Raw genomic sequence first — 20,706 nt, 5'->3', positions numbered from 1 at the left:
TTCCCTCATGGGCCGCTCCTGTGGAGCGGCCCTTTTTTTCAGGGACGTTGGAACCGCCGCCCCAGCCCGGTCAGCAATTCATATTGCGACACGCCGCTCGCCTCGGCCGCCGCCGGCAGGGCATAGTCCATCGTCACCCAATCGCCCTCGACGAGGTCCGACGCCATCGACACGTCGATCGCGAGCAGGTCCATCGAGACGCGGCCGATCACCGGCAGCTTGCCCGACCCTGCGCTGCCGCAATTCGAAAAGGCCCGGCGATAGCCGTCGGCATAACCGAGGTTGAGGATCGCGACCTCCGTATCCCGCGGAGCGGACCAGGTCGCATTATAGCCGACCGTGTCGCCGGCGCGCACGGTCCGGCGCTGGAGGATCTGCGCCTCCGGGAAAACGACCTGGCGGATCACGCCGGCAAACTCGTGCCGCGGTTCGCCGCCGTACAAGGCCAAGCCGGGTCGGGTCAGATCGAAATGGTAGGCGCTGCCGAGCGCGATCCCGGCCGAATTCGCCAGGCTCATCCGGGCGGCACCGGTGCCACCCCGCAGCGCCGTGAAGGCCGCACATTGTTCGGCGTTCAGCGGATGATCCTCGTCGGCACAGGCAAGATGGCTCATCAGCGTTTCGATCCGCAAACCGTCGATGAGCGCGACCACGACGTCGGGGGCGATGCCGAGGCGGTTGATGCCGGTGTCGACCATCACGTCGCAGGCGCCGCCCCCGCACTCGCGCCAGCGCGCAATCTGCGCCGGCGTGTTCAACACCGGCCGTGCGACACCGGCACGGGCCAGCGCCATGTCCTCGTCCCGTATGCCGTGCAGCACCGACACATTGGGCAGCTCAAGCGGCGCCAGGCGCTCCGCCTCGGCCCAGGTGGCAACGAAGAAGTCGCGGCACCCCGCCTCCGCCAAACGCCGCGCGACGGTCTCCGCGCCAAGGCCATAGCCGTTTGCCTTGATCGCGGCACCGCACGCGGCGCGGCCGCTCATCCGGGCGAGGCTGCGCCAATTGTCGGCGAGGGCGGCGAGGTCGAGACGGAGGCGAAGCGGTGCGGTCACCCCAGCGCGCATAGGCCGCCGGACGGCCTTCGTCGATTCCCTGCCGCCCCCACGGCCGCCGCTCAGCGCGCGATGCGCCCGACCGGCACCATGATGCGGCTGCCGGGTAATCGTGCCACCGCCACGTCGAACACGTCGGCGACCACATCGGGCGTCAGCACCTCCGCCGCACTCCCTGTCGCGGCGACGCGCCCGTCGCGAAGCAACAGCGCATCGTCGGCGATCCGTGCCGCCTGGGCGAGATCGTGCAGCACCAGCCCCACGCCGCAGCCAGCCACCGTCAGTCCGCGCAGCCGGTCGAGCAGGTCGATCTGATGCGCGGGATCGAGGCTGGCGAGCGGTTCGTCGGCGAGTAGCCAGCGCGGTTCGCCCGCCAGCACCCGCGCGAGCAGCACGCGCGCACGCTCCCCGCCCGACAGAGCGGCAACCGTACGGTCAGCAAGATGCACCGTCTCCGTGGCGGCAAGGGCCGCATCGATCGCGACCAAATCGGCGGTCCCGGCAGCGGTGAACGGCGCCCGATGCGGCAGGCGCCCCAAAGCGACGAGGTCGCGGGCGTGCAGGTTCCAATGCACTGCACCGTCCTGCGGCAAATAGCCGATCAGTCGTCCCCGCTCGCGCCGCCCGATCGCGCCCACCGCGCGGCCGTCGAGTGTCACCGCACCGGATTGCGGCGGCAGCAGGCCGACCAGTGCCTTGAGCAGGCTGCTCTTGCCGGCGCCGTTGGGGCCGAGGATCGCCGTCACCCGTCCGGGCCGCAGCCGTGCATCGACGTCGCGGAGCACGGTGCGACCGTCGAGCGCGACGGTGAGGCCCTGCGCGATCAGATCCATGCCTGCCCCCGGCGGCGCAACAGCAGGATCAGGAAGAAGGGGGCGCCGATCAGCGCCATCGCTACGCCCAGCCGCACTTCGCTGGCGCCCGGTGCCAGGCGACAGAGGCAGTCGGCGACGAGTAGCAGCACCGCACCGCCGAGTGCGCTCGGCAACAGGTCGGACGGGCGGTGGCCGAACAGCGGGCGCAGGAGATGCGGCACGACGAGGCCGACGAAGCCAACCACGCCGGTCGCCGCCACTCCCGCACCGACGCCGAGGCCGGTGCCGAGCACCACCAGCGCCTGCACCCGCACCAGGTCGACACCGAGCGAGCGCGCCGCCCCCTCCCCTAGCGCCAGTGCATCGAGCGCGCGGCCGGTCGTGGCGAGCAACAGCAGGCCGACGAGGATCGGCGGTGCCGCGCGCGCCACGTCGGCAAGGCCGCGATCCGTCAGCGCGCCCATCAGCCAGTCGAGCACGCTCGCCACGGCATAGGGGTTAGGCGCGATCGCGATGAGAAAGGCGGTAAGCGCGCCGGCGAGGCTGGCGAGGACCGTACCCGCCAGCACGAAGGCGACCGGGTCGGCGCCCCGCCAGGTCAGTGCGACGAGCAGCGCCATCGCCGCCAGCGCGCCCGCCATCGCCCCGGCGAAGACGCCAAGGCTACCTGCCCCGACATAGAGGATGACGGCGACCGCTCCGAGCGCGGCCGAGGACGACACGCCGACGACGCCGGGATCGGCGAGCGGATTGCGCAGGAAGCCCTGCATCACCGCACCCGACATACCGAGCATCGCGCCGATCAGCAGGCCGAGCAACGCCCGCGGCAGCCGCAGCTCGATGATGATCGCGGTGGCGGCGTCGTGTCCCCAAGGCAGGCCCTGCTTGCCCGCGCCCAGCGACGCAGCAAAGGCGAGGACGACCAACGCTGCCAATATCGTCAGGCGGCCGGCGCGGTTCACGACAACACCTGCGCACGCACGGCGGCGAGGCGGCGCAGCGCCGGAATCAGGGTCGGCCCGCCGCAATTCATCAGCTGGCGGGGAAAGCCCGCTTCGATCGTGCCGGCGCCGGTGCGGACGAGGACCCGGCGACGCAAGGCGGCGGTACGGCCGTCGCCGTCGCTGAGGATGATGCGGGGCGGGCGGGCGGCGATCGTCTCGATCGGCAGCGTGCCGGTGAAGGCGAGACCGTAATCGGCGGCGGCGTTGCGCAGCCCGGCGCGCGTCATCATCGCGTCGAGCAGAGTATTGCCGCCGTTCGCCAGATCGCCGGCGATGTACAACAGGGCCGCGGGGCGCGGACCGGTCTGCGGCGGGATCGCGTGGTCGATCGCGCGGATTAGCGCCTCGCCGCGTGCCGGATGACCGGCGGCGGCGGCCAGTTGACGGACCTGCGCCTCGCTGGCGGGGATGGTCGAAGCGATGTCGAGCGTCAGCACCTTTAGCCCGGCCCGCGCATAGCCCTCGCGGCTGGCGGCGGGCGCGAAGCTGTCGGTGACGACGAGGTCGGGGCGGCGCGCGATGACGTCTTCGGCGGCCCCGGTCGTCGCCGGCCAGCGGCGGGCGAGCGCCAGCGGCATCGAGGTGGCACCCGGATCATGCGAGTAATGGCTGACGGCGGCGAGCCGCTCCGGGGCGACGACCGCGAGGATCGCGTCGGCGCAGGGATTGGTCGAGACGATGCCGCCGGTGCGCTGCGGTGTCGGCGCGCAGCCGGCGAGGAGAGCCGCGACGAGGAGCAGGACGCTGCCCTCACCCTTCCGGCGCTGCGCGCCTCCTTCCCTCTCCCACTGGGAGAGGGAAAAGCCGGCGAAGGGTGAGCGCGACGCCAGCCTCACAGCTTCACGCGTATCCCACCGTAAGCGGCGCGGCCGTAGGTGCCGTATTCGGCGACGGTGAAATAGCGCTCGTCCGTCAGATTATCGATCCGGCCGTAGACCGAGAAGCGGTCGCCGAGCGGCAGTTCGGCGCGGATCGAGGCGAGCGCATAGCCGTCGACCTGCACGCGGTTGCCGTAGCTGTCGCTGTCGACGCTGTCGCCGACGATCTGCACCGTGCCGCCGATGCCGAGCCCGAACGGCAGGCGATAGTCGACCACGAAGGCCGCGGTCTCCTTCGGCCGGCGGAGCAGGTCGGTACCGAAGCTCGTCCCGGGCGTCCGGTTCTGACTGTCGATGTACGAGAAGTTCGCCGACACGGTCAGCGCGTCGACGGGGCGCAGGCCGATCGCGACCTCGACGCCCTCCGCGCGGGTGCGCTGGATGTTGTCGTAGACGCCGAACGGGCGGTTGGCGCAAATCGAGCCGGCGGCGCCCTGTTCGGCGCGCGAGCAGCCGCGGAAGCCGATCTGGTTGCGCGTGTCGCGGTGGAAGTAGGTCGCACCGATCGTCGCGCGGCCGCCGAGCAGGCCCTGTTCGACGCCGAGATCGTAGTTCTTGGCGGTTTCGGGATCGAGGCGGGTGTTCCCGTAATCGCTGTACAGCTGGTACAGGGTCGGCGCCTTGAACCCTTCGCCGTAGCTGGCGCGCAGCGTCGTGGCGGAGGCGAGCGCCAAAGCGGCGTCGGCGCCGAAGGTGGTGTGGTTGCCGAACGTGTCGTGATCGTCGTTGCGCACGCCGCCGGTGATGGTCAGCGGCCGGATCGGCTTGACGATCAGCTCGCCATAGACGCTGGTGACGCCGACCGAGCGGCGCAGGCTCGCATCGCGATAGCGGCTGTCCTCATGCTCGACGCCGCCGACGACCCGCACCTGTTCGATCGGCTGGAAATCGCCCTGATATTCGTAGCGTTCCGACCGGCCGCGGAACGGCGACGGGGTCGCGCCTGCTCCCGCATAGGTATCGCGGTTGATGTCGGCGATGGTGAAGGCGACGCGGTTGCGGAAGTTGACGAAGTTCGCGTGTAGACCGGCATAGCCGTACAATTCCTGCGCGGTCGAATAGCTGGGATCGTCGGCCAGCACGTAGTTCGGCGCGGGATAGCCATCGGTCTCGGTCTTGCTGTCCGCCCAATAGCCGCGCAGGTCGAGGCCGATGCCGTCGGTGAAGTCGATGCCAAGCCGTGCCGTCGCGCCATATTGGCGGTAGCCGTCGCGTTCGCTGCCGTCGGCGGCGGCGGAGATGCCGTCGCTGCGCAGATAGCCCCCGGTCAGCGCGCCGGAGAAGGCGCCGCTGCGCCCCGACACGCCGCCTTGCGCGAAGACGCTGTCGGCATAGCCATATTCGACGCCCGCGCGCGCCTTCAGCCGCTCGGTGGGCGCTTCGGTGATGACGTTGACGACGCCGCCGATCGCCTGGCTGCCCCAGGGCACCGAGTTCGGGCCGCGCAGCACCTCGACCCGCTCCACGCTGGCGGACAACAGGTTGGCGAAATCGAAGCCGCCGCCCGGCGACGAGGGATCGTTGACCCGCACGCCGTCGATCACCACGAGCGTCTGCTCTGCCTCCGCGCCGCGCAGACGCACGCCGGTGAAGCCCCCCAGGCTGCCGTTGCGGGTGACGGTGACGCCGGGCGTGGTCGACAAGAGGTCGGCGACCGACACGGCCTGGCGGCGGTCAATCTCGTCGCGCGTGACGACCGTCACCGCCTGGCCGACCTCGCTCGCCGCCTGTTCGACACGGGCGGCGGTGACGATGATTTCGTCGCTGTTGTCGGCGGCGGGCGCGATCTGCGCAGCGGCAGGCGCAGCGGCGCCGGCCAGCGCAAGGGCGCTGGCGGCGAACAGGTAACGGGTCACGGTCATTCTCTCGTCCATCCTTCGTGACCGCGGGCGACCATTCGCCCACGGCGGATGTCGTTCGCTCACGAAGGTCCCCCCTTCGGCTGTCCGGCACACCCCGTCCGCACAGTGGATCGACGGTGAAAGGCAGGTCTCCTGGCTCCCGGGTCGTCGCTGGTTCCTCCACCTTCCCGGGCCGGAGCCCAGTGGCCTGTCGGAGGACCGCTATCCGGTCACAGTTGCGGGGGCAGCGCCGGGCTCGCGACAAGGCTCACCGGACTTCCCTTTTGACCCCGTTGCCGGGGACCCTTCACGAGTCGCGCCTTTAGGCGGGGGTGTAGAAGGCGTCAATGCGGGTGGGGCGGCCGCGAATCTTGACAGATTTGACGCCTGGATGATGCGTCGCCGGCTTTCCCGACGTACGATTGTTGCTTGCATCTTAGCGATGAGAAAGAGCGCGGTGAACGCTAGGCGGGTCGCGACCGTGTAGGACAGCACTTTCTCAACCCCACCGCTGAAGGGGAGGGAAGTTATCGGAGTTTGGCGCGAAGCCCGATCCACAAGGTCCGCGGCGTGGCGCGTTCGACGATGGTGCCGCTGCTGATTCCCGCCTCGACGCGCTCGTCGAACAGGTTCTCGCCTCGCGCCTCCAGCGTCAGCGCCGCGGTGAGCGGCAGCGCGGCAAAGGCGTCGAGCGTCGTCGCGGGCGCGAGGCTGCGGCTGTTCTGGTCGTCGTCGAACTGGCGGGCGACGTGACGCAGCGTCGTCGACAGCGCCCAGGCGCGGCGTTGCCAGCCGAGCGTCGCCGACACGGTGTCGCGCGGCGTCTGTGCCGGGCGCAGGCCATCGAGCGCGACCGCGGCGCCGCTCGCCTCGACGCGGGCATCGACATGGCTCCATGAGGCGCGGATGCCGACCGGGCCGGGCGCATAGGCGGCATCGACCTCCACGCCGGTGGAGCGGATCGCATCCAAGTTGCGGCGGACGCGCGAGGCGCTCGTCGCGGTGGAGGACAGGGTGACGTTGGCGATCGCATCCGCCAGCCGGTTGTGGAAGACGGTGGCGGCGAGGCTGGCGCCGCGCAACGGGGTCAGCGTCACCCCCGCCTCGATCCCGGTCAGCCGTTCCGGATCAAGCGCGGCATTGGCGGCGGTGACGTCATTGCCGACGCGGAACGGGCGATAGAGTTCGTTGAGCGTCGGCAAGCGCCAGCCGCGATAGGCGGCGGTGCGCAGCGTCACGCCGGTGACCGGCCGCCAGGCCGCGCCCGCGCGGCCGGTAAATTCCGTCCCCGATCGGTCGGCAAAGCGGTTGTCGGTCAGGGCCGCACCGCCGGCGAGCGGCGCTTCGGTCAGATACCCGCCGCGGATCGTCCAGCGGTCGACGCGCGCCGCCCCGGTCAGCGTCAGCGCGCCCAGATCGGCGCTGCCGTCAGCGAACAGCCCGCCGGTCAGCGTCTCACCGCCCGCCTGGCGGCGGCGGGTCGGCGCGCCGGCGGCATAGCTGAACAGCTCCTGCGTCCGGCCGGACACGTCGCGCAGGTCGGCGCCGAGGCGCAGGTCGACGTTGGCGGCCACCGGCGGCTGCACCTCCAGCCGCGCGCCAAGACCGGTGGCGGGCGTGTTGTACTGGTTCAGCGTCTGAGTCGCACTGGTCCGCGCGGCATTGATGCTGGCGAAGCTGGAGGCGAAGGCGCGCGTCTGCAGATAGGCGAGCGCCGACCAGCCCCAACGGCCGCGGCCGACGAGGCGCAGACTGGCGTCCGCCCCCTGCGAGCGGTTGGCGGTGAAGTCGGTGCCGCGGTCGCGGCTGTCGGTGAAGGCGGCGACATTGGCCTGGAGCTCGGTGGCAGGCGCCAGGCGGACGACCGTACGCAACGCGCCCGAGGCCTGTTCATAGGGGGCGGGCCGGTCGACCGGGCCGCGGCTTTCCGGCACGGTAGGCGTGAAGCCGTCGCCGCGTGCATAGGCACCGGACAGGGTGGCGAAACCGGCGTCGCGGACCAGCGCCGCCGACCCTTGCGCCTCAATCGAATCCCGGCTGCCGTAGAACAGGCTGGCTTCCAGCGGGGCGAGCTGGTCGGGCGTGGCGCTATCGAGCTCGACCGTGCCGGCGAGCGCGCCGGGGCCGAAATAGCCGCTGCCGCCGCCACGGGTGACGCGGATGCGGCCGAGCCGGCCGGTGGCGTAAGCGGGGAAGGCGACCCAGCCGCCGAACGGATCGGCCTGCGGGACGCCGTCGAGCACCAGCAAGGCGCGGCTCGACGCATTGCCGCCGATGCCGCGCAGCGACAGGCCCTGGCTGGTCGGATTGGCGCTGCGCGAGTCGGAGCGGCGGAACTGCTGCAGCCCGGCGACGTCGGCGAGCACGCTTTCCAGTCGTTGGCTGGCGTTGGCCTGCAGCCGGTCGCGGTCGATCGTGACGATGTCGAGTGCCCGGTCTCCGGGGGATTCGGTCAGGCCACGCCCGGTGACGACGATGTCGGGGCCGGTCTGGGCGGACGCCAGGGCGGGCGTGGCGGCCACGGCAAGCAAGAGAAAACGCATCGCGGGCGTGCAGAGGGGAAAACCCGTGCGATTGCAACCGCCTGCGTTGGGATCACCTGATCTCCTTCCGGCTCGCGGGGAGAATAAGGGAAAATGGCTCACCTTGATCAATCCGGTCGGAACGGCAGCGGCGGCCATGCGGTTCGGCCCCATTCACGGGAGCCCCAGCGATGACCGACTACCCCATTCCGCCCTATCCCGAGCAGCAGCAGCCGATCCCCGGCCGCACCGATGCGATGGACCCGCGCCCCGATCATGGCGAGGACAGCTATGTCGGCAGCGGCCTGCTCGACGGACGCGCGGCGATCGTCACGGGCGGCGACAGCGGCATCGGCCGCGCCGTCGCCCTCGCCTTCGCGCGCGAGGGTGCCGACGTGCTGATCGCCTATCTCGACGAACAGGACGATGCCGAGGAGACCCGCCGCTTGGTCGAGGACGCCGGCCGGCGCGCGGTGCTGGTGCCGGGCGACCTGTCCGATCCCGACCATGCCCGTGCCGTCGTGGCCAAGGCGGCGGAAGCGTTCGGGCGGATCGACGTGCTCGTCAACAATGCCGCGCACCAGCAGACGTTCGAGGCGCTGGAGGACATCAGCGACGGCGAGTGGCAGCGCACCTTCGCGACCAACATCCATGCGATGTTCTACCTCGCCAAGGCGGCGGTGGCGCACATGCGCGAGGGCTCGTCGATCATCAACACGACCTCGATCAATGCCGACAAGCCCAAGCAGACGCTGCTCGCCTATGCGACCACCAAGGGGGCGATCCACAATTTCACCGCCGGGCTCGCCCAGATGCTCGCCGAGCGGAAGATCCGCGTGAACGCGGTCGCGCCGGGCCCGGTGTGGACGCCGCTGATCCCATCGACCATGCCCGCAGACCAGGTGAAGAGCTTCGGCCAGGAGACGCCGCTGGGCCGCGCCGCGCAGCCGGCGGAACTGGCCCCCGCCTATGTCTATCTCGCCAGCGACCGGGCCAGCTATGTGACCGGTGCGACGATCCCGGTAACGGGGGGCACGCCGTTCCTGTAGACGGAACGAACGGGCCGTGCGGTGCGCTTGACGAGGGATCGACCGCTACGGGAGCCGACGCATGGCCCGCGCCACCCTGACCGCCGAAGCCTTGCGCGACGAGCTGAACCAGGCGGCGCTGCGCCTGTCGCTGGACAGCGAGGGCGCCAAGATCGACTTCATGCTGCCGACGCTCGCCGATGGCGTGGCGGACCATAATTGGGACGTCCAGGCCTATTGCCCTGAAGGGCTGGACGACATCGCCCGCCGCGCGGTCGAACAGGTTGCCGCGGCCTGGGACCTCGACCCCCGCGGCGGCGGCGACGAAAGCTAGAGCGCCACCCCGGCGCGGCCCGCGATCTCGACGACATATTGCCAGGCGACGCGGCCGGAACGGCTGCCGCGGCGGGTCGCCCATTGCACCGCCTCGGCAGGGTCGAACGGCAGGCCGTAATGGCCGGCATAGCCGCGTACGATCGCCAGATAGCCGTCCTGGTCGACGACGTGGAAGCCGAGGCTGAGCCCGAAGCGGTCGGCGAGCGCCAGCTGGTCGTCGACCGAATCGCGCGGATTTATCGCGCTCGCCTGTTCGGACATGTCGCGGGTGACGAGGTGGCGCCGGTTGGAGGTGACGACCAGCCGCGCATTGGCGGGCCGTGCCTCCGCCCCGCCCTCGAGCAGCGAGCGCAGCGCGCGCGCCTCCGCCGCGGCGTCGAAGCCGATGTCGTCGAGGAAGATCGCAAACGCGCGCGGGACGGCCGCGATCGCGTCGAACAGCGCCGGCAGGCTGGCGAGCCGGTCGGCGGCGACCTCGACCAGGGCGAGCGCGCCACCCGCCGCCTGCACGTCGCCGACTGCGGCCTTGACCAAAGCCGACTTGCCGGTGCCGCGCGCGCCCCACAGCAACGTGTCCTGTGCCGCCGCGCCGGCGGCGAGCCGGGCGAGATTGTCGCGCAGTGCGGTCTTCTGCGCCTCCACCCCGTACAGCATCGTCAGCGGCAGCGGTGCGAAGGCACGCGCCGCGACCAGCGCACCGTCCCGCCAGACATAGGCGGGATGCGCGCGCGGATCGGCGTCGGCCGGCGGCGACGGCGCGAGCCGTTCGAGCGCGGCGGCGATGCGGTCGAGGGGGTCGGTCATCGGCGCGGCTGTAGGCGCTGGCAGCCGGCGCCTCAACGCAGGATCGCGGCGGCGTGACCGGCGATCGCGGGATCGCGCGGGGCGAGCGCCCGTGCCTTGACCGCAAGCTGGCGGGCGGCGCCGAGATCGCCGGCGGCGGCGAGCGCGACGGCATAGGCATCGGCGGCGACCGGGCTCATCGGCGCCAGCGCATAGGCCGCCCGGCCGTAGACGCGGGCGATGTCGCCGTCGTCGGCGCCGGCATAGGCCTGGGCGAGTTCGGCGAGCAGGGCGGCGTCGCGGTTGCCGGCGAGGCGGCGGACCGCCTCCAGCGTCTCGATCGCGGCGTCGCCGTGGCCGGCGAGCCGCTGCCAATGGCCGAGCAGCATCAGCGCGGCGATATTCTGGGGGTTCTGCTGGAGAAAAAGCGACAGCGCCGCAGCGGCGTCGCGCGGGCGGCCGGCCCGCCCCCAGGCGTCGACCAGGCGCAGCATCGTCGGCTCGTCATAGGCGAGATCGGCGGCGCGGGCGTAGACCGCGGCCGCTTCGGCGAAGCGGCCGGACGCGACCAGCGCATCGCCGAGCGCGAGCAGCGGCGCTGGTGCGCCGGGAGCGCGGACGACGAGGGTGCGGGCCTGCTGTACCGCCCCGGCGGCATCGCCGGCGGTCAGCTGCGCGCGGATGACGCCGAGCCAGTAATTGGGATCGTCGGGTGCGTCCGCGGCATCGGCGAGCCGCGCGGCGACGCCGTCGTCGCTGGCGAACACCGTCGCGGCGGTGCGGCCGCCGGATGCGGCGCGGTCGAGCGATTGCGCGGCGGTGGCGCGATCGCCCGTCCGTTCATAGGCGCGGGCGGCGACGGTCAGCGCATAGGTGTCGGCATCGCCGCGCGCGATCAGCGGCGCCAGCATGGCGATGGCGGCGGGCGCATCGCCCGAGCGGAGCAGGGCCGCGGCGAGCAGGCGGCGGGCGGGCAGGTTCATCGGCTGGTCGGCGACGAGCTGGCGCCAGCTGTCGATCGCCCGTTCCCAGCCGCCACCGGCATAATCGAGCGCGCCGCCCACCAGGGTCGCGCCCGGCAGTCCGGCGATCGCCGGGCCGGCCCGCTGGAGCAGATCGCGCGCCACTTCGCCGCGGCCGGCGCGGGCGGCGAGCACCGCCTGAAGGTACAGCGCCTGCGGACTGTTCGGCCGGGCGGCGAGCGCGCGGCGGGTCGCCGCCAGCATGTCGCGGTTGCGGCCGACCTCGCCCAAGGTCGCGGCATATTCGATCAGCGCGGGATGGAAATAGGCGTCGCGGCGCAGCGCCGCCTCGAACCAGGGCAAAGCAGCGACCAAGCCGTAACGGCTGCGCGTCAGTTCGCCCGACAGGGTCAGCACGACCGGGTCGCCGGGGCGCAGCCGCAGGGCGCGGGCGATCGCGTCGCTCGCCGCGGCGATCTCGCCGGCGTCGAGGCGGATCCGGCCAAGATCGGCCCAGGCCTCGCCATCCGTGTCGTCGCGGGCGAGCTGCGCGGCGAGCAGGCGGACGCCCTGTCCCGCGTCACCCTGCACCGCCAGCGCGCGGGCGCGGCTGCGTACCGCGAGCCGGTCGTCGGGCGCGGCGCCGGCGGCGTCGATCGCCCCCTGCGCATCGCCCTGCAGCAGCCGCGCCGCGGCGAGCCGGCCGGCGAGCGTCGCGACGGGCAGGCCGGCGGTCCGGGCGCGGCTGATCACCCCCTCCGCCGCCGGACCGTCGCCGAGGTGGAGGTAGCTGTCGGCGAGCAGCACTTGTGCCGCCGCCTGGCGCGGCCTGATGGCGATCACGGTCAGCGCATGGTTGCGCGCCGCGCTGTAATTGCCGAGCGCATAGGCGCGGCGCGCATCGGCCAGCGCCGCAGCCGGATCGACCCGGCGATGCGGCCGCAGCACCAAGGCGGCGATGGCGACGGCCAAGGCGACCAGAATGGCGATGGCTATCAGCCGCACGCCCGCCAGCCGCGGCAGCGCGATGCGCCGCCGCGTCCGTCGCGGCCGCAGCATCGGATAAACGGCGTCAGGCATGCAGATCGTAGCTCTTGAGCAGGTCGTAGAGCGTCGGGCGGCTGATTCCGAGCAGGCGCGACGCACCCGAAATATTCCCCTCCGCCTGGGTCAGGGCGATGCGGATCGCGCGCCGATCCGCCGCCTCGCGCGCATGGCGCAGGTTGAGCGGCAAGGCATCGCCGTCATCCTCGCCAGCACGATCATCGAGGTCGAGGTCTGCGGCGGTCACCTGCTTGCCGTCGGCCATGATGACGGCGCGCTTGATCCGGTTCTCCAGCTCGCGGACGTTGCCGGGCCAGGGCCAGGCCGCGATCGCCGCGACCGCATCGGGCGCGAGGCCGGTCACCGCCAGCTTCATCGCCGCGGCATGATGGCGGACGAAGTGGCGCGCCAGCAGCACCGCGTCGCCCGGCCGCTCGCCGAGCGCGGGGATGCGCACGATGATCTCCGCCAGACGATAATAGAGATCCTCGCGGAAGCTGCCGTCGGCGACCATCGCATCAAGGTCGCGGTGCGTCGCGCAGACGATGCGCGTGTCGACCGCAATGGCCTTGCGCCCGCCGATCCGCTCGATCGTCCGTTCCTGCAGGAAGCGCAGCAGCTTGACCTGCAACGCCAGCGGCACGTCGCCGATCTCGTCGAGGAACAGGGTGCCGCCCGCCGCCGTCTCGATCTTGCCCGGCGTCATCTTCACCGCGCCGGTGAACGCGCCCTTCTCATGGCCGAACAGCTCGCTTTCCAGCAACGTTTCGGGAATGGCGGCGCAATTGATCGCGACGAAGGCGCCGCGCGCACGCGGCGAGGCGTCGTGCAGCCCGCGTGCGAGCAATTCCTTGCCGGTGCCGCTGGCGCCGAGCAGCATCACCGAGACGTCGGTCGCCGCGACGCGCTCGACCGTCCGGACCACGCGCGCCATCTCGTCCGAGGCATAGATCAACCCGCCGAAGCCGCGCCCCGCCGCCTCGTTGCGGCGCGCCAGCCGGCGGTTCTCCGCCTCCAAAGCCTGGACGTGGAAAGCGCGCGTGACGATCAGGCCGAGCGCGTCAATGTCGATCGGCTTGGCATAGAAATCCCACGCTCCCCGCGCGATCGCCTCCAGCGCGCTGTCGCGCGCGCCATGGCCGGACGCGACGATCACCTTGGTATCGGGCTTGAGCGCGAGAATGTTGGCGAGCGTCGCGAAACCTTCGGTCGTGCCGTCGGGATCGGGCGGCAGGCCGAGGTCGAGCGTCACCACCGCGGGTTCGTGCGCACGCACCGCCTCGATCGCCTCGGCGCGAGTGGCCGCGGTGACGATCGTGTAACCGTCATAGGCCCAGCGCAGCTGGCGCTGCAGCGCGAGGTCGTCCTCGACGACGAGCAGCACGGGTTTGTCGGTCATGCGGCCTGATCCAGCGACTGAGCGGGTGCCGCGGGCAGGCGGACGCGGAAGCGGCTGCCCGCGCCCTCGCGGCTGGCGACGTCGATCGTGCCGCCCATCGCCTGCGCCAGCTGCCGTGCCTCATAGGCGCCGATGCCGAAGCCTGCCGGCTTGGACGAGGCAAAGGGACGGAACAGCCGTTCGCGAATAAAGGCGGCGCTCATGCCGCACCCCTCATCCTCGACATCGATGCTGACGGCAGCGCGATCGCCAGAAACGGTAAGGCGCACCGCACGGTCCGGCGGGCTCGCCTCCACCGCATTCTGCACCAGATGATCGAGCAGTTGCTCGAGCCGATGCGGTTGCGCCAGCGCGATTCCCTGCCCCGCCACCTCGATCGGATGCTGCGCGCGGCGACGCTCGGCGAGACGGGCCGCAAGCGTGCCGACATCGACCGGCTGCACCGGCTCGGTGCCCCCCTGATGATGCTGCGACAGGCGGGCGAGCAGTGCGTTCATCCGTGCCGCCGAATCCTGCAAGGTCGCGATCATATCGGCGCGAAAGGCCGGGTTGTCGGCGTGACGCTCGGCATTGCGTGCGACGAGACTGACCCCGCTGACCAGATTCTTGATGTCGTGCATGATGAAGGCGAAGCGGCGGTTGAACTCGTCGAACCGGGCCGCTTCGGCAAGCGCGGCATGGGCGCGCTCCTCGGCCAGATAACTGGCCGCCTGGCGCCCGGCGATGCGCAGCAGGTCGAGGTCTTCCCAGTCGAGCGGCGGGCTGGCGGCGGGGCGGGCGAGCAGGATCGCTCCGGCCAGTTCGCTGCCATGGAGCAGCGGTACCAGCGCCCAGGCGGCCTCGTCCTCGACCATCCACGCCGGTACCGCCGCGGCCTCGGCGGCGGGCGCCTGGGCACGACGAAGCTCGTCGAGGCTGACGATCCGCTCGCTGGCGGCGAGATAGGCAACCAGCGCGGCGCCGCCACCGAACGGCATCGGCCAGTTCCACGCCTCGTCGGGTTCGAGCTCGCCGTCGCGGCAGACGAGCAGCAAGGCGGCAGGCGAGCTGGTCAGATCGGCGATGGCGCGGACGATGCGGCGGCCGAGCGGTTCGGCGCCGGGACGGCCGAGTCGCGTGGCGAAACGCTGCCACTCGACGCGATAATCGTAGCGGTGGCGGAAGAAATGCTGCGCCAGCTTCACCTTGGCCCAGCCGCGCAGCCAGGGCGCGGTCAGCAACGTGCCGAGCGCCGCGGCAGCGCCGCAGACGATCGCGGTCTGCGCGATACGGCCGTGGCTGCCGGCGAAGCGATCGACGATCTGAATCAACCCGACCGTGAGGGCAACATACAGGATGACGGCGAAGCCGGTCAGCAGTCGCAGCGCACCCGCATGCGACATGGCGAGCGGCCGTTCGGCACGCATCACCGCCGGCGCCATCAGCATCGCCATCGCGATCATCGCAAAGCCGCGCACCGCGACCATCGCATCGGGCCAGCCGGCGCTGTAGGCGAGCACGGCAAGCGCCAGATCGGTGGTCCACATACCGGCGATCGCTGCGGTGAACAGCAGCAGCACGCCACGCCGTTCGCCGGCCGCGAGGCTGACGGCATATTGATGAGCAAGGACGAGGCCGAGCAGCGCCCCGACCATGCGCGCGACCAGCGCCAGGCCGGCCGCCGCTTCTGCGCCGTCGCCGGAGAGCGGCAGCGTCTGGATCAGTGCCAGCAGCACCGCGCCGATGTTGATCGCCCCGGTGACCAGATAGACGAGGAGCAGCGCGGCGCTGCCGCCGCGATCGCGGCGGCCGAGCTGCCACAGCAAGCCGAGCCACGCGAGGTTGCGCGCCGTCTCCGCCAGTGCGGTCGCGGGATCGCGGGCGTTGATCCCGGCGACCGCCAGCGCCCAGCAGGCGGTGAGCGCGCAGGCGCCGGCGAGCGACAGCCGCCCCCACAGCCCGCCATCGCCGCGCGCCGCAGCGACCGCAAGCAGGCCGAAGCCCAGCGCGGCGAGCGCATGGCTCCACAGGGTCAGTGCCAGCGTCACCGCGCCCCCGCCGGCCACAGCACGACGCGCAGCGTCTGCAGAAGGATCAACAGGTCGAGAAACGGCGAATAGTTCTTGGCATAGTACAGATCGTATTCGAGCTTGTGCCGCGCGTCCTCGATCGACGCGCCGTAGGGATAATTGATCTGCGCCCAGCCGGTGATGCCCGGCTTCACCATGTGCCGCTCGGCATAGAAAGGCAGATGCTGTTCGAGCTGTTCGACGAACTGCGGGCGTTCGGGGCGCGGCCCGACGAAGCTCATGTCGCCCTTCAACACCGTCCAGGTCTGCGGCAGTTCGTCGATCCGCACCTTGCGGATGAACCGACCGATGCGGGTGATGCGGGGATCGTCCTTTTCCGCCCACACGGCCGTGCCGGCAACCTCCGCATCCTGACGCATGGAGCGCAGCTTCAGGATGTCGAACGGCTGGTTGTACAGGCCGACGCGCCGCTGGCGGTAGAAGGCGGGACCGCGCGATTCGAGCTTGATCGCGATGGCGGTGACCAGAATGATCGGCAGCGTGACGGCGAGCAGCAGCAGGCTGGCGAAGACGTCGAAGGCGCGCTTCACTATGCCCGAGACCATCCGCCCGGAAGCGAAACCGTCGGAGAAGATCAGCCAGGAGGGATTGACCGAGGTGAGGTCGATCCGCCCCGTCTCGCGCTCCAGGAAGGTCGAGATCTCGCTGACCGCGACGCCGGTCGTCCGCACCCGCAGCAAATCCTTGAGCGGCAGCGCGTTGCGGCGCTCCTCCAGCGCAAGCACCACCTCGACGGCATTATGGTCGACGACATGGCCGGCGAGATTGGGGATGGCGTCGCGCGGCACTGCACCGACGACGGCCGGGGACGGCTCGCCCATCGCGACATAGCCGGCGATGATGACATTGGCCCCCGGCCGCGCAGCCAGTTCCCCGATCCGCGCCGCGCGCGGCCCGGCGCCGAGCACGACGATCCGGCGCTTGAGCGTATCGCTGCCGAGCGCACGGCCGAGCAGGGCGCGGATGGCGACCAGCAGCACGATTGCGATCAGCATCGCGTAGAACAGGTTCGACCGCCAGAAGGTCAATGCCGGCACCAGGAAGAAGATCAGCGCCAGGAAGGTCACGCCCAGCGCCACGGCCACCGCCAGCCGCGCCGCGGCGAAACGCAGCGACAGGAAGGAGGCGACGCCATAGGCCCCGACCGCGACCAGCGCCGTCTGCAAGGCGACGACGAAGCTGACCAGCTGCGGCAGGCGTGTGGTCAGCGGCTCCACCGTCATGCCGATCTGATGGGCGCGGATCACCCAGCCGGCCTCCGCCGCCGCGAACAGCAGCAGCGCATCGACCAGGCCGAGCAGCAGCACCGCCTGCGGGATATAATGCTTGAACAGTCGGATCATCGACCGAGACTATCCTTCAGCGTGTGTAAGCCGTTCCGACACCTCGCTTTGCCTGTCTCAGAAAATGTAAAAGAAAACTTGAACAAGACCCCGGCCTGGATCGTTACGGCATCGCACCCAATCGCCTAGAGGTGCGCCTCCGAAGGAGATTCACAGCATCATGACCATCGTTCCCGTGATCCTTTCCGGAGGATCGGGCACCCGGCTCTGGCCGATGTCGCGGCCTGAGATGCCCAAGCAGCTTTTGTCGCTGACGGCCGAGGAGACGATGCTGCAGCTGACCGCGAAACGCGCGCATGGCGAGGGGTTCGCCGCGCCGATCGTGGTCGCCAATGCGGCGCATGCCCGCGAGATCGAGGATCAGCTGCAGGCCGCCGGCGTGACGCCGCAGGCCGTGATCCTGGAGCCGGCGGCGCGCAACACGGCACCCGCGATCGCGCTGGGGGCGCTCGCCGCCAAGGGCGAGGATGCGCTGCTGATCATGCCGTCCGACCATGTCATCCACGACGTCGCGGCATTCCATGCCGCGATCGAGGCGGCGATGCCGCTGGTCGCCGAGGGATGGCTGGTGACGTTCGGCATCACCCCCGATGCGCCCGAGACGGGCTATGGCTGGATCCAGATCGGCGAGGAGATCGGCCACGGCGTCCACCGCGTGGCTCGGTTCGTCGAAAAGCCGCAGAAGGAGCGGGCCGAAGCGATGCTGGCGGCGGGCAACCATGCCTGGAACGGCGGCATCTTCCTGTTCCGCGCCGACATCTTCCTTGGCGAGCTGGGCCAACATGCGCCGCAGATGCTGACCGCGGCCAAGGATGCGATGAGCCGGGCCCGGCGCGAACGGAGCTGTGTGTGGCCGGATGCCGAGGCCTTCGCCGCCTCGCCCTCCGATTCGATCGACTATGCGGTGATGGAAAAGGCTGGTCGCGTCGCGGTGGTGCCGGTGGCGATGGGCTGGAGCGACGTCGGCAGCTGGGACGCGCTGCATGCCATTAGCGACGCCGACGACAACGGCAACGTCCACCGCGGCGAGGTGCTGGCGGTGGATACGAAGAACTGCCTGCTCCGCTCCGACGGGATCCGCATCGCCGCCGTCGGGATCGAGGATCTGATCGTCGTGGCCAGCGGCAACGACGTGCTGGTGCTGCCACGCGGCCGCAGCCAGGAGGTCAAGAAGCTGATCGAGGCGATGAAGAAATAGGCATCCGCCCCGGTCGCGCGTGGACGGTCAGTGCAGCACCGTCCACGCCCACAGGCCGGCGAGTCCGGCAAGCCCGAGCAGCATCTGCCGCGGCCGCAGCCGGGCGAAATAGGCCGGCGCGTTGCCCGACAGCGCTGCACGACGGTCGAGCAAAGCGGCGAGCGCATAGCCGATCATCAGCGGGATCAGCGCGATGGACGGCGGCCCGATCACCAGCGCCAGCCCGCCCAGCACGAAATAGGTGATGCTCGAGGCAATGGCGATCGCCGTCGATGCCGGTGGGAAGCCGAAGCCGAAGCCGCGGCGCACCCCCGCAATGAACACCAGGATCAGTGCCGCCCAGATGACGCCGAGATGCACCGCCCAGAAGGGCCAGGGCGGCGGCATCAGCCACGCCCCGATCGCCGCGGCAATGGTCGGCAGCATCGGGCCATAGCCCAGGATCACGCCGTCGGCGGGCGGTTCGGTACGGGTGGCGTCGTGGCTCATCGCCGGCGGTAACGAGCGGCGACGACGCGGGTTGCCGCCGCGGGATGACGAGATGGCGCGCGTCGGGACCCTGCACGACGCTCGATCGAGCCCGCAGACGCAAAAAAGAGCCGGCGGATCGCTCCGCCGACTCCTTTTCGTTTCGCCTTGGCAGGGCAGCGGCGAAGCCGCTGCCGGGACGTCGGACGTGTCTGGCGGCCTCGCCGCCAGCACGCCGGCCGATCTGATGTCGTGTCCGGGGCAGCTCTCGCTGCCCCGGTCCGAAATCAGAAGTCCATGCCGCCCATGCCGCCGCCGGGCATCGCCGGCATCGCGGGCTTGTCTTCCGGCAGCTCGGCCACGGTGGCTTCCGTGGTGATGAGCAGGCCGGCGACCGAGGCCGCATTCTGCAGCGCGGTGCGGACGACCTTGGTCGGGTCGATCACGCCGGCCGAGACGAGGTTCTCATACTGGTCGGTCGCGGCGTTGAAGCCGAACGACGTATCCGACTGGTCGAGCAGCTTGCCCGACACGACGGCGCCGTCGTGACCGGCGTTCTGCGCGATCTGGCGGACCAGCGAGGTCAGCGACTTGCGGACGATGTCGATACCGCGGGTCTGGTCGTCGTTGGCCCCGGTCAGGCCCTCGAGCGCCTTCGTGCCGTACAGCAGCGCGGTGCCGCCGCCCGGAACGATGCCCTCTTCGACCGCGGCGCGGGTCGCGTGCAGCGCGTCGTCGACGCGGTCCTTGCGCTCCTTCACCTCGACCTCGGTCGCACCACCGACCTTGATCACCGCGACACCGCCGGCGAGCTTGGCGAGGCGCTCCTGGAGCTTCTCGCGGTCGTAATCGCTGGTGGTGTTCTCGATCTGCGCACGGATCGCCTCGGTGCGGCCCTTGATCGCATCGGCGTTACCCGCACCATCGACGATGGTGGTGTTGTCCTTGTCGATCGTGACGCGCTTGGCGGTGCCGAGCATGCCGACGGTGACGCTCTCGAGCTTGATGCCGAGATCCTCGCTGATCAGCTCACCGGCGGTGAGGATCGCGATGTCCTCGAGCATCGCCTTGCGGCGATCGCCGAAGCCCGGCGCCTTGACGGCCGCGACCTTGAGGCCGCCGCGCAGCTTGTTCACCACGAGCGTGGCCAGCGCCTCGCCCTCGATGTCCTCGGCGATGATCAGCAGCGGACGGCCCGACTGGACGACGGCTTCCAGGATCGGGAGCATCGCCTGCAGGTTCGACAGCTTCTTCTCGTGGATCAGGATGTACGGATCGTTGAGTTCGACCGTCATCTTCTCCGGGTTGGTGATGAAATAGGGCGACAGATAGCCGCGGTCGAACTGCATGCCCTCGACGACGTCCAGCTCGAACTCGAGACCCTTGGCCTCCTCGACGGTGATGACGCCTTCCTTGCCGACCTTCTCCATCGCTTCCGCGATCTTCTCGCCGACCTCACGGTCGCCGTTGGCGGAGATGATGCCGACCTGCGCGACTTCCGCCGAGCCCGAGACGGGCTTGGAACGGCCCTTCACGTCCTCGACCACCTTGGCGACGGCGATGTCGATGCCGCGCTTCAGGTCCATCGGGTTCATGCCGGCCGCGACCGACTTCATGCCCTCGCGCACGATCGCCTGAGCGAGCACGGTCGCGGTGGTGGTACCGTCGCCGGCGACGTCGTTGGTCTTCGAGGCCACTTCGCGCACCATCTGCGCGCCCATGTTCTCGAACTTGTCCTTCAGCTCGATCTCCTTGGCGACCGACACACCGTCCTTGGTGATGCGGGGCGCGCCGAAGCTCTTGTCGATCACGACGTTGCGGCCCTTCGGCCCCAGCGTGACCTTGACCGCGTCGGCGAGGATGTCGACGCCGCGCAGGATGCGCTCGCGTGCGTCGCGCGAAAACTTAACGTCCTTGGCTGCCATGTGACTGCCCTTTCAAAATGTGGAAAGTCTCAAAAG

General features: G+C 70.6%; 16 protein-coding genes and 1 riboswitch. Of the genes, 3 read left to right on the top strand and 13 right to left on the bottom strand.

Features of this window, described 5'->3' with window-relative positions; all coding sequences use genetic code 11:
- Positions 1 to 38: 38 nt before the first annotated feature.
- The 6 genes from D9601_RS15875 to D9601_RS15850 all read right to left on the bottom strand — a co-directional run bounded on the left by D9601_RS15875 (position 39) and on the right by D9601_RS15850 (position 8,136).
- Positions 39 to 1,055 (bottom strand): alanine racemase, encoded by a 1,017-nt coding sequence (locus tag D9601_RS15875; RefSeq protein WP_332838028.1) that lies wholly within the window; start codon positions 1,053 to 1,055, stop codon positions 39 to 41.
- A 62-nt stretch (positions 1,056 to 1,117) separates the two neighbouring features.
- Entirely contained in the window at positions 1,118 to 1,888 is a 771-nt protein-coding gene (locus D9601_RS15870) for an ABC transporter ATP-binding protein (protein ID WP_198355062.1), read from the bottom strand.
- The gene (locus tag D9601_RS15865) at positions 1,879 to 2,832 is read right to left on the bottom strand and encodes a FecCD family ABC transporter permease (protein ID WP_198355061.1); all 954 of its coding nucleotides are present in this window, start codon (positions 2,830 to 2,832) and stop codon (positions 1,879 to 1,881) included. Before D9601_RS15865 ends, D9601_RS15870 begins: the two co-directional genes overlap by 10 nt.
- A complete protein-coding gene (locus tag D9601_RS15860; protein ID WP_332838027.1) occupies positions 2,829 to 3,710 on the bottom strand; it encodes an ABC transporter substrate-binding protein in 882 nt (293 codons plus the stop codon). The genes D9601_RS15865 and D9601_RS15860 overlap by 4 nt, the downstream gene beginning before the upstream one ends.
- Complete coding sequence (locus D9601_RS15855; protein WP_198355060.1) at positions 3,707 to 5,614, bottom strand: TonB-dependent receptor plug domain-containing protein; 1,908 nt, start codon at positions 5,612 to 5,614, stop codon at positions 3,707 to 3,709. The genes D9601_RS15860 and D9601_RS15855 overlap by 4 nt, the downstream gene beginning before the upstream one ends.
- A gap of 105 nt (positions 5,615 to 5,719) precedes the next feature.
- A riboswitch (cobalamin riboswitch) is annotated at positions 5,720 to 5,916 on the bottom strand.
- 204 nt (positions 5,917 to 6,120) lie between these two features.
- The gene (locus tag D9601_RS15850; protein WP_198355059.1) at positions 6,121 to 8,136 is read right to left on the bottom strand and encodes a TonB-dependent receptor; all 2,016 of its coding nucleotides are present in this window, start codon (positions 8,134 to 8,136) and stop codon (positions 6,121 to 6,123) included.
- Positions 8,137 to 8,306: 170 nt separating this feature from the next.
- On the opposite strand from D9601_RS15850, the gene D9601_RS15845 reads away from it, so the two are divergent.
- Positions 8,307 to 9,164 carry a glucose 1-dehydrogenase gene (locus D9601_RS15845; RefSeq protein ID WP_198355058.1) on the top strand — a complete coding sequence of 286 codons (858 nt, stop codon included), beginning with the start codon at positions 8,307 to 8,309 and terminating at the stop codon, positions 9,162 to 9,164.
- A gap of 61 nt (positions 9,165 to 9,225) precedes the next feature.
- Complete coding sequence (locus D9601_RS15840) at positions 9,226 to 9,477, top strand: hypothetical protein (protein WP_198355057.1); 252 nt, start codon at positions 9,226 to 9,228, stop codon at positions 9,475 to 9,477.
- Here D9601_RS15840 and D9601_RS15835 read toward each other — a convergent pair.
- Genes D9601_RS15835 through D9601_RS15815 form a run of 5 tightly spaced genes read right to left on the bottom strand, consistent with a single transcriptional unit; the run spans position 9,474 to position 17,079 of the window.
- Entirely contained in the window at positions 9,474 to 10,283 is an 810-nt protein-coding gene (locus tag D9601_RS15835; protein WP_198355055.1) for an ATP-binding protein, read from the bottom strand. The genes D9601_RS15840 and D9601_RS15835 overlap by 4 nt on opposite strands.
- Before the next feature lie 32 nt (positions 10,284 to 10,315).
- Positions 10,316 to 12,304, bottom strand: coding sequence for a tetratricopeptide repeat protein (locus D9601_RS15830; RefSeq protein ID WP_198355054.1), 1,989 nt, complete (start codon positions 12,302 to 12,304; stop codon positions 10,316 to 10,318).
- Entirely contained in the window at positions 12,297 to 13,667 is a 1,371-nt protein-coding gene (prsR, locus tag D9601_RS15825; protein ID WP_198355053.1) for a PEP-CTERM-box response regulator transcription factor, read from the bottom strand. Before prsR ends, D9601_RS15830 begins: the two co-directional genes overlap by 8 nt.
- The gene (prsK, locus tag D9601_RS15820; protein ID WP_198355052.1) at positions 13,664 to 15,712 is read right to left on the bottom strand and encodes an XrtA/PEP-CTERM system histidine kinase PrsK; all 2,049 of its coding nucleotides are present in this window, start codon (positions 15,710 to 15,712) and stop codon (positions 13,664 to 13,666) included. The genes prsR and prsK overlap by 4 nt, the downstream gene beginning before the upstream one ends.
- Positions 15,691 to 17,079, bottom strand: coding sequence for a TIGR03013 family XrtA/PEP-CTERM system glycosyltransferase (locus tag D9601_RS15815; RefSeq protein ID WP_198355051.1), 1,389 nt, complete (start codon positions 17,077 to 17,079; stop codon positions 15,691 to 15,693). The genes prsK and D9601_RS15815 overlap by 22 nt, the downstream gene beginning before the upstream one ends.
- A 160-nt stretch (positions 17,080 to 17,239) precedes the next feature.
- Between D9601_RS15815 and D9601_RS15810 the strand changes: the two genes are divergently transcribed.
- Positions 17,240 to 18,277 (top strand): mannose-1-phosphate guanylyltransferase/mannose-6-phosphate isomerase, encoded by a 1,038-nt coding sequence (locus tag D9601_RS15810; protein ID WP_198355050.1) that lies wholly within the window; start codon positions 17,240 to 17,242, stop codon positions 18,275 to 18,277.
- 27 nt (positions 18,278 to 18,304) lie between these two features.
- Here the strand turns inward: D9601_RS15810 and D9601_RS15805 are convergent, their stop codons facing one another.
- Together D9601_RS15805 and groL are read right to left on the bottom strand one after the other, a co-directional pair.
- Positions 18,305 to 18,766 (bottom strand): DUF3429 domain-containing protein, encoded by a 462-nt coding sequence (locus tag D9601_RS15805; protein ID WP_198355049.1) that lies wholly within the window; start codon positions 18,764 to 18,766, stop codon positions 18,305 to 18,307.
- A gap of 266 nt (positions 18,767 to 19,032) precedes the next feature.
- Positions 19,033 to 20,670, bottom strand: coding sequence for a chaperonin GroEL (gene groL / locus D9601_RS15800; protein ID WP_198355048.1), 1,638 nt, complete (start codon positions 20,668 to 20,670; stop codon positions 19,033 to 19,035).
- Between the last annotated feature and the right edge of the window lie 36 nt (positions 20,671 to 20,706).

The sequence above is a fragment of the Sphingomonas sp. MA1305 genome (assembly GCF_016107325.1).
GTDB lineage: Bacteria > Pseudomonadota > Alphaproteobacteria > Sphingomonadales > Sphingomonadaceae > Sphingomonas.
The sequence above is the reverse complement of the archived record's forward strand: the minus strand, read 5'-3'. Positions and strand labels throughout refer to the sequence as shown.

Excerpts from the sequence above, each read along its gene's own strand:
- D9601_RS15870 (WP_198355062.1), bottom strand. The coding sequence starts at position 1,888 with ATGGATCTGATCGCGCAGGGCCTCACCGTCGCGCTCGACGGTCGCACC.
- D9601_RS15855 (WP_198355060.1), bottom strand. The coding sequence starts at position 5,614 with ATGACCGTGACCCGTTACCTGTTCGCCGCCAGCGCCCTTGCGCTGGCC.
- D9601_RS15850 (WP_198355059.1), bottom strand. The coding sequence starts at position 8,136 with ATGCGTTTTCTCTTGCTTGCCGTGGCCGCCACGCCCGCCCTGGCGTCC.
- D9601_RS15845 (WP_198355058.1), top strand. The coding sequence starts at position 8,307 with ATGACCGACTACCCCATTCCGCCCTATCCCGAGCAGCAGCAGCCGATC.
- D9601_RS15840 (WP_198355057.1), top strand. The coding sequence starts at position 9,226 with ATGGCCCGCGCCACCCTGACCGCCGAAGCCTTGCGCGACGAGCTGAAC.
- D9601_RS15835 (WP_198355055.1), bottom strand. The coding sequence starts at position 10,283 with ATGACCGACCCCCTCGACCGCATCGCCGCCGCGCTCGAACGGCTCGCG.
- D9601_RS15830 (WP_198355054.1), bottom strand. The coding sequence starts at position 12,304 with ATGCCTGACGCCGTTTATCCGATGCTGCGGCCGCGACGGACGCGGCGG.
- prsR (WP_198355053.1), bottom strand. The coding sequence starts at position 13,667 with ATGACCGACAAACCCGTGCTGCTCGTCGTCGAGGACGACCTCGCGCTG.
- D9601_RS15815 (WP_198355051.1), bottom strand. The coding sequence starts at position 17,079 with ATGATCCGACTGTTCAAGCATTATATCCCGCAGGCGGTGCTGCTGCTC.
- D9601_RS15810 (WP_198355050.1), top strand. The coding sequence starts at position 17,240 with ATGACCATCGTTCCCGTGATCCTTTCCGGAGGATCGGGCACCCGGCTC.
- D9601_RS15805 (WP_198355049.1), bottom strand. The coding sequence starts at position 18,766 with ATGAGCCACGACGCCACCCGTACCGAACCGCCCGCCGACGGCGTGATC.
- groL (WP_198355048.1), bottom strand. The coding sequence starts at position 20,670 with ATGGCAGCCAAGGACGTTAAGTTTTCGCGCGACGCACGCGAGCGCATC.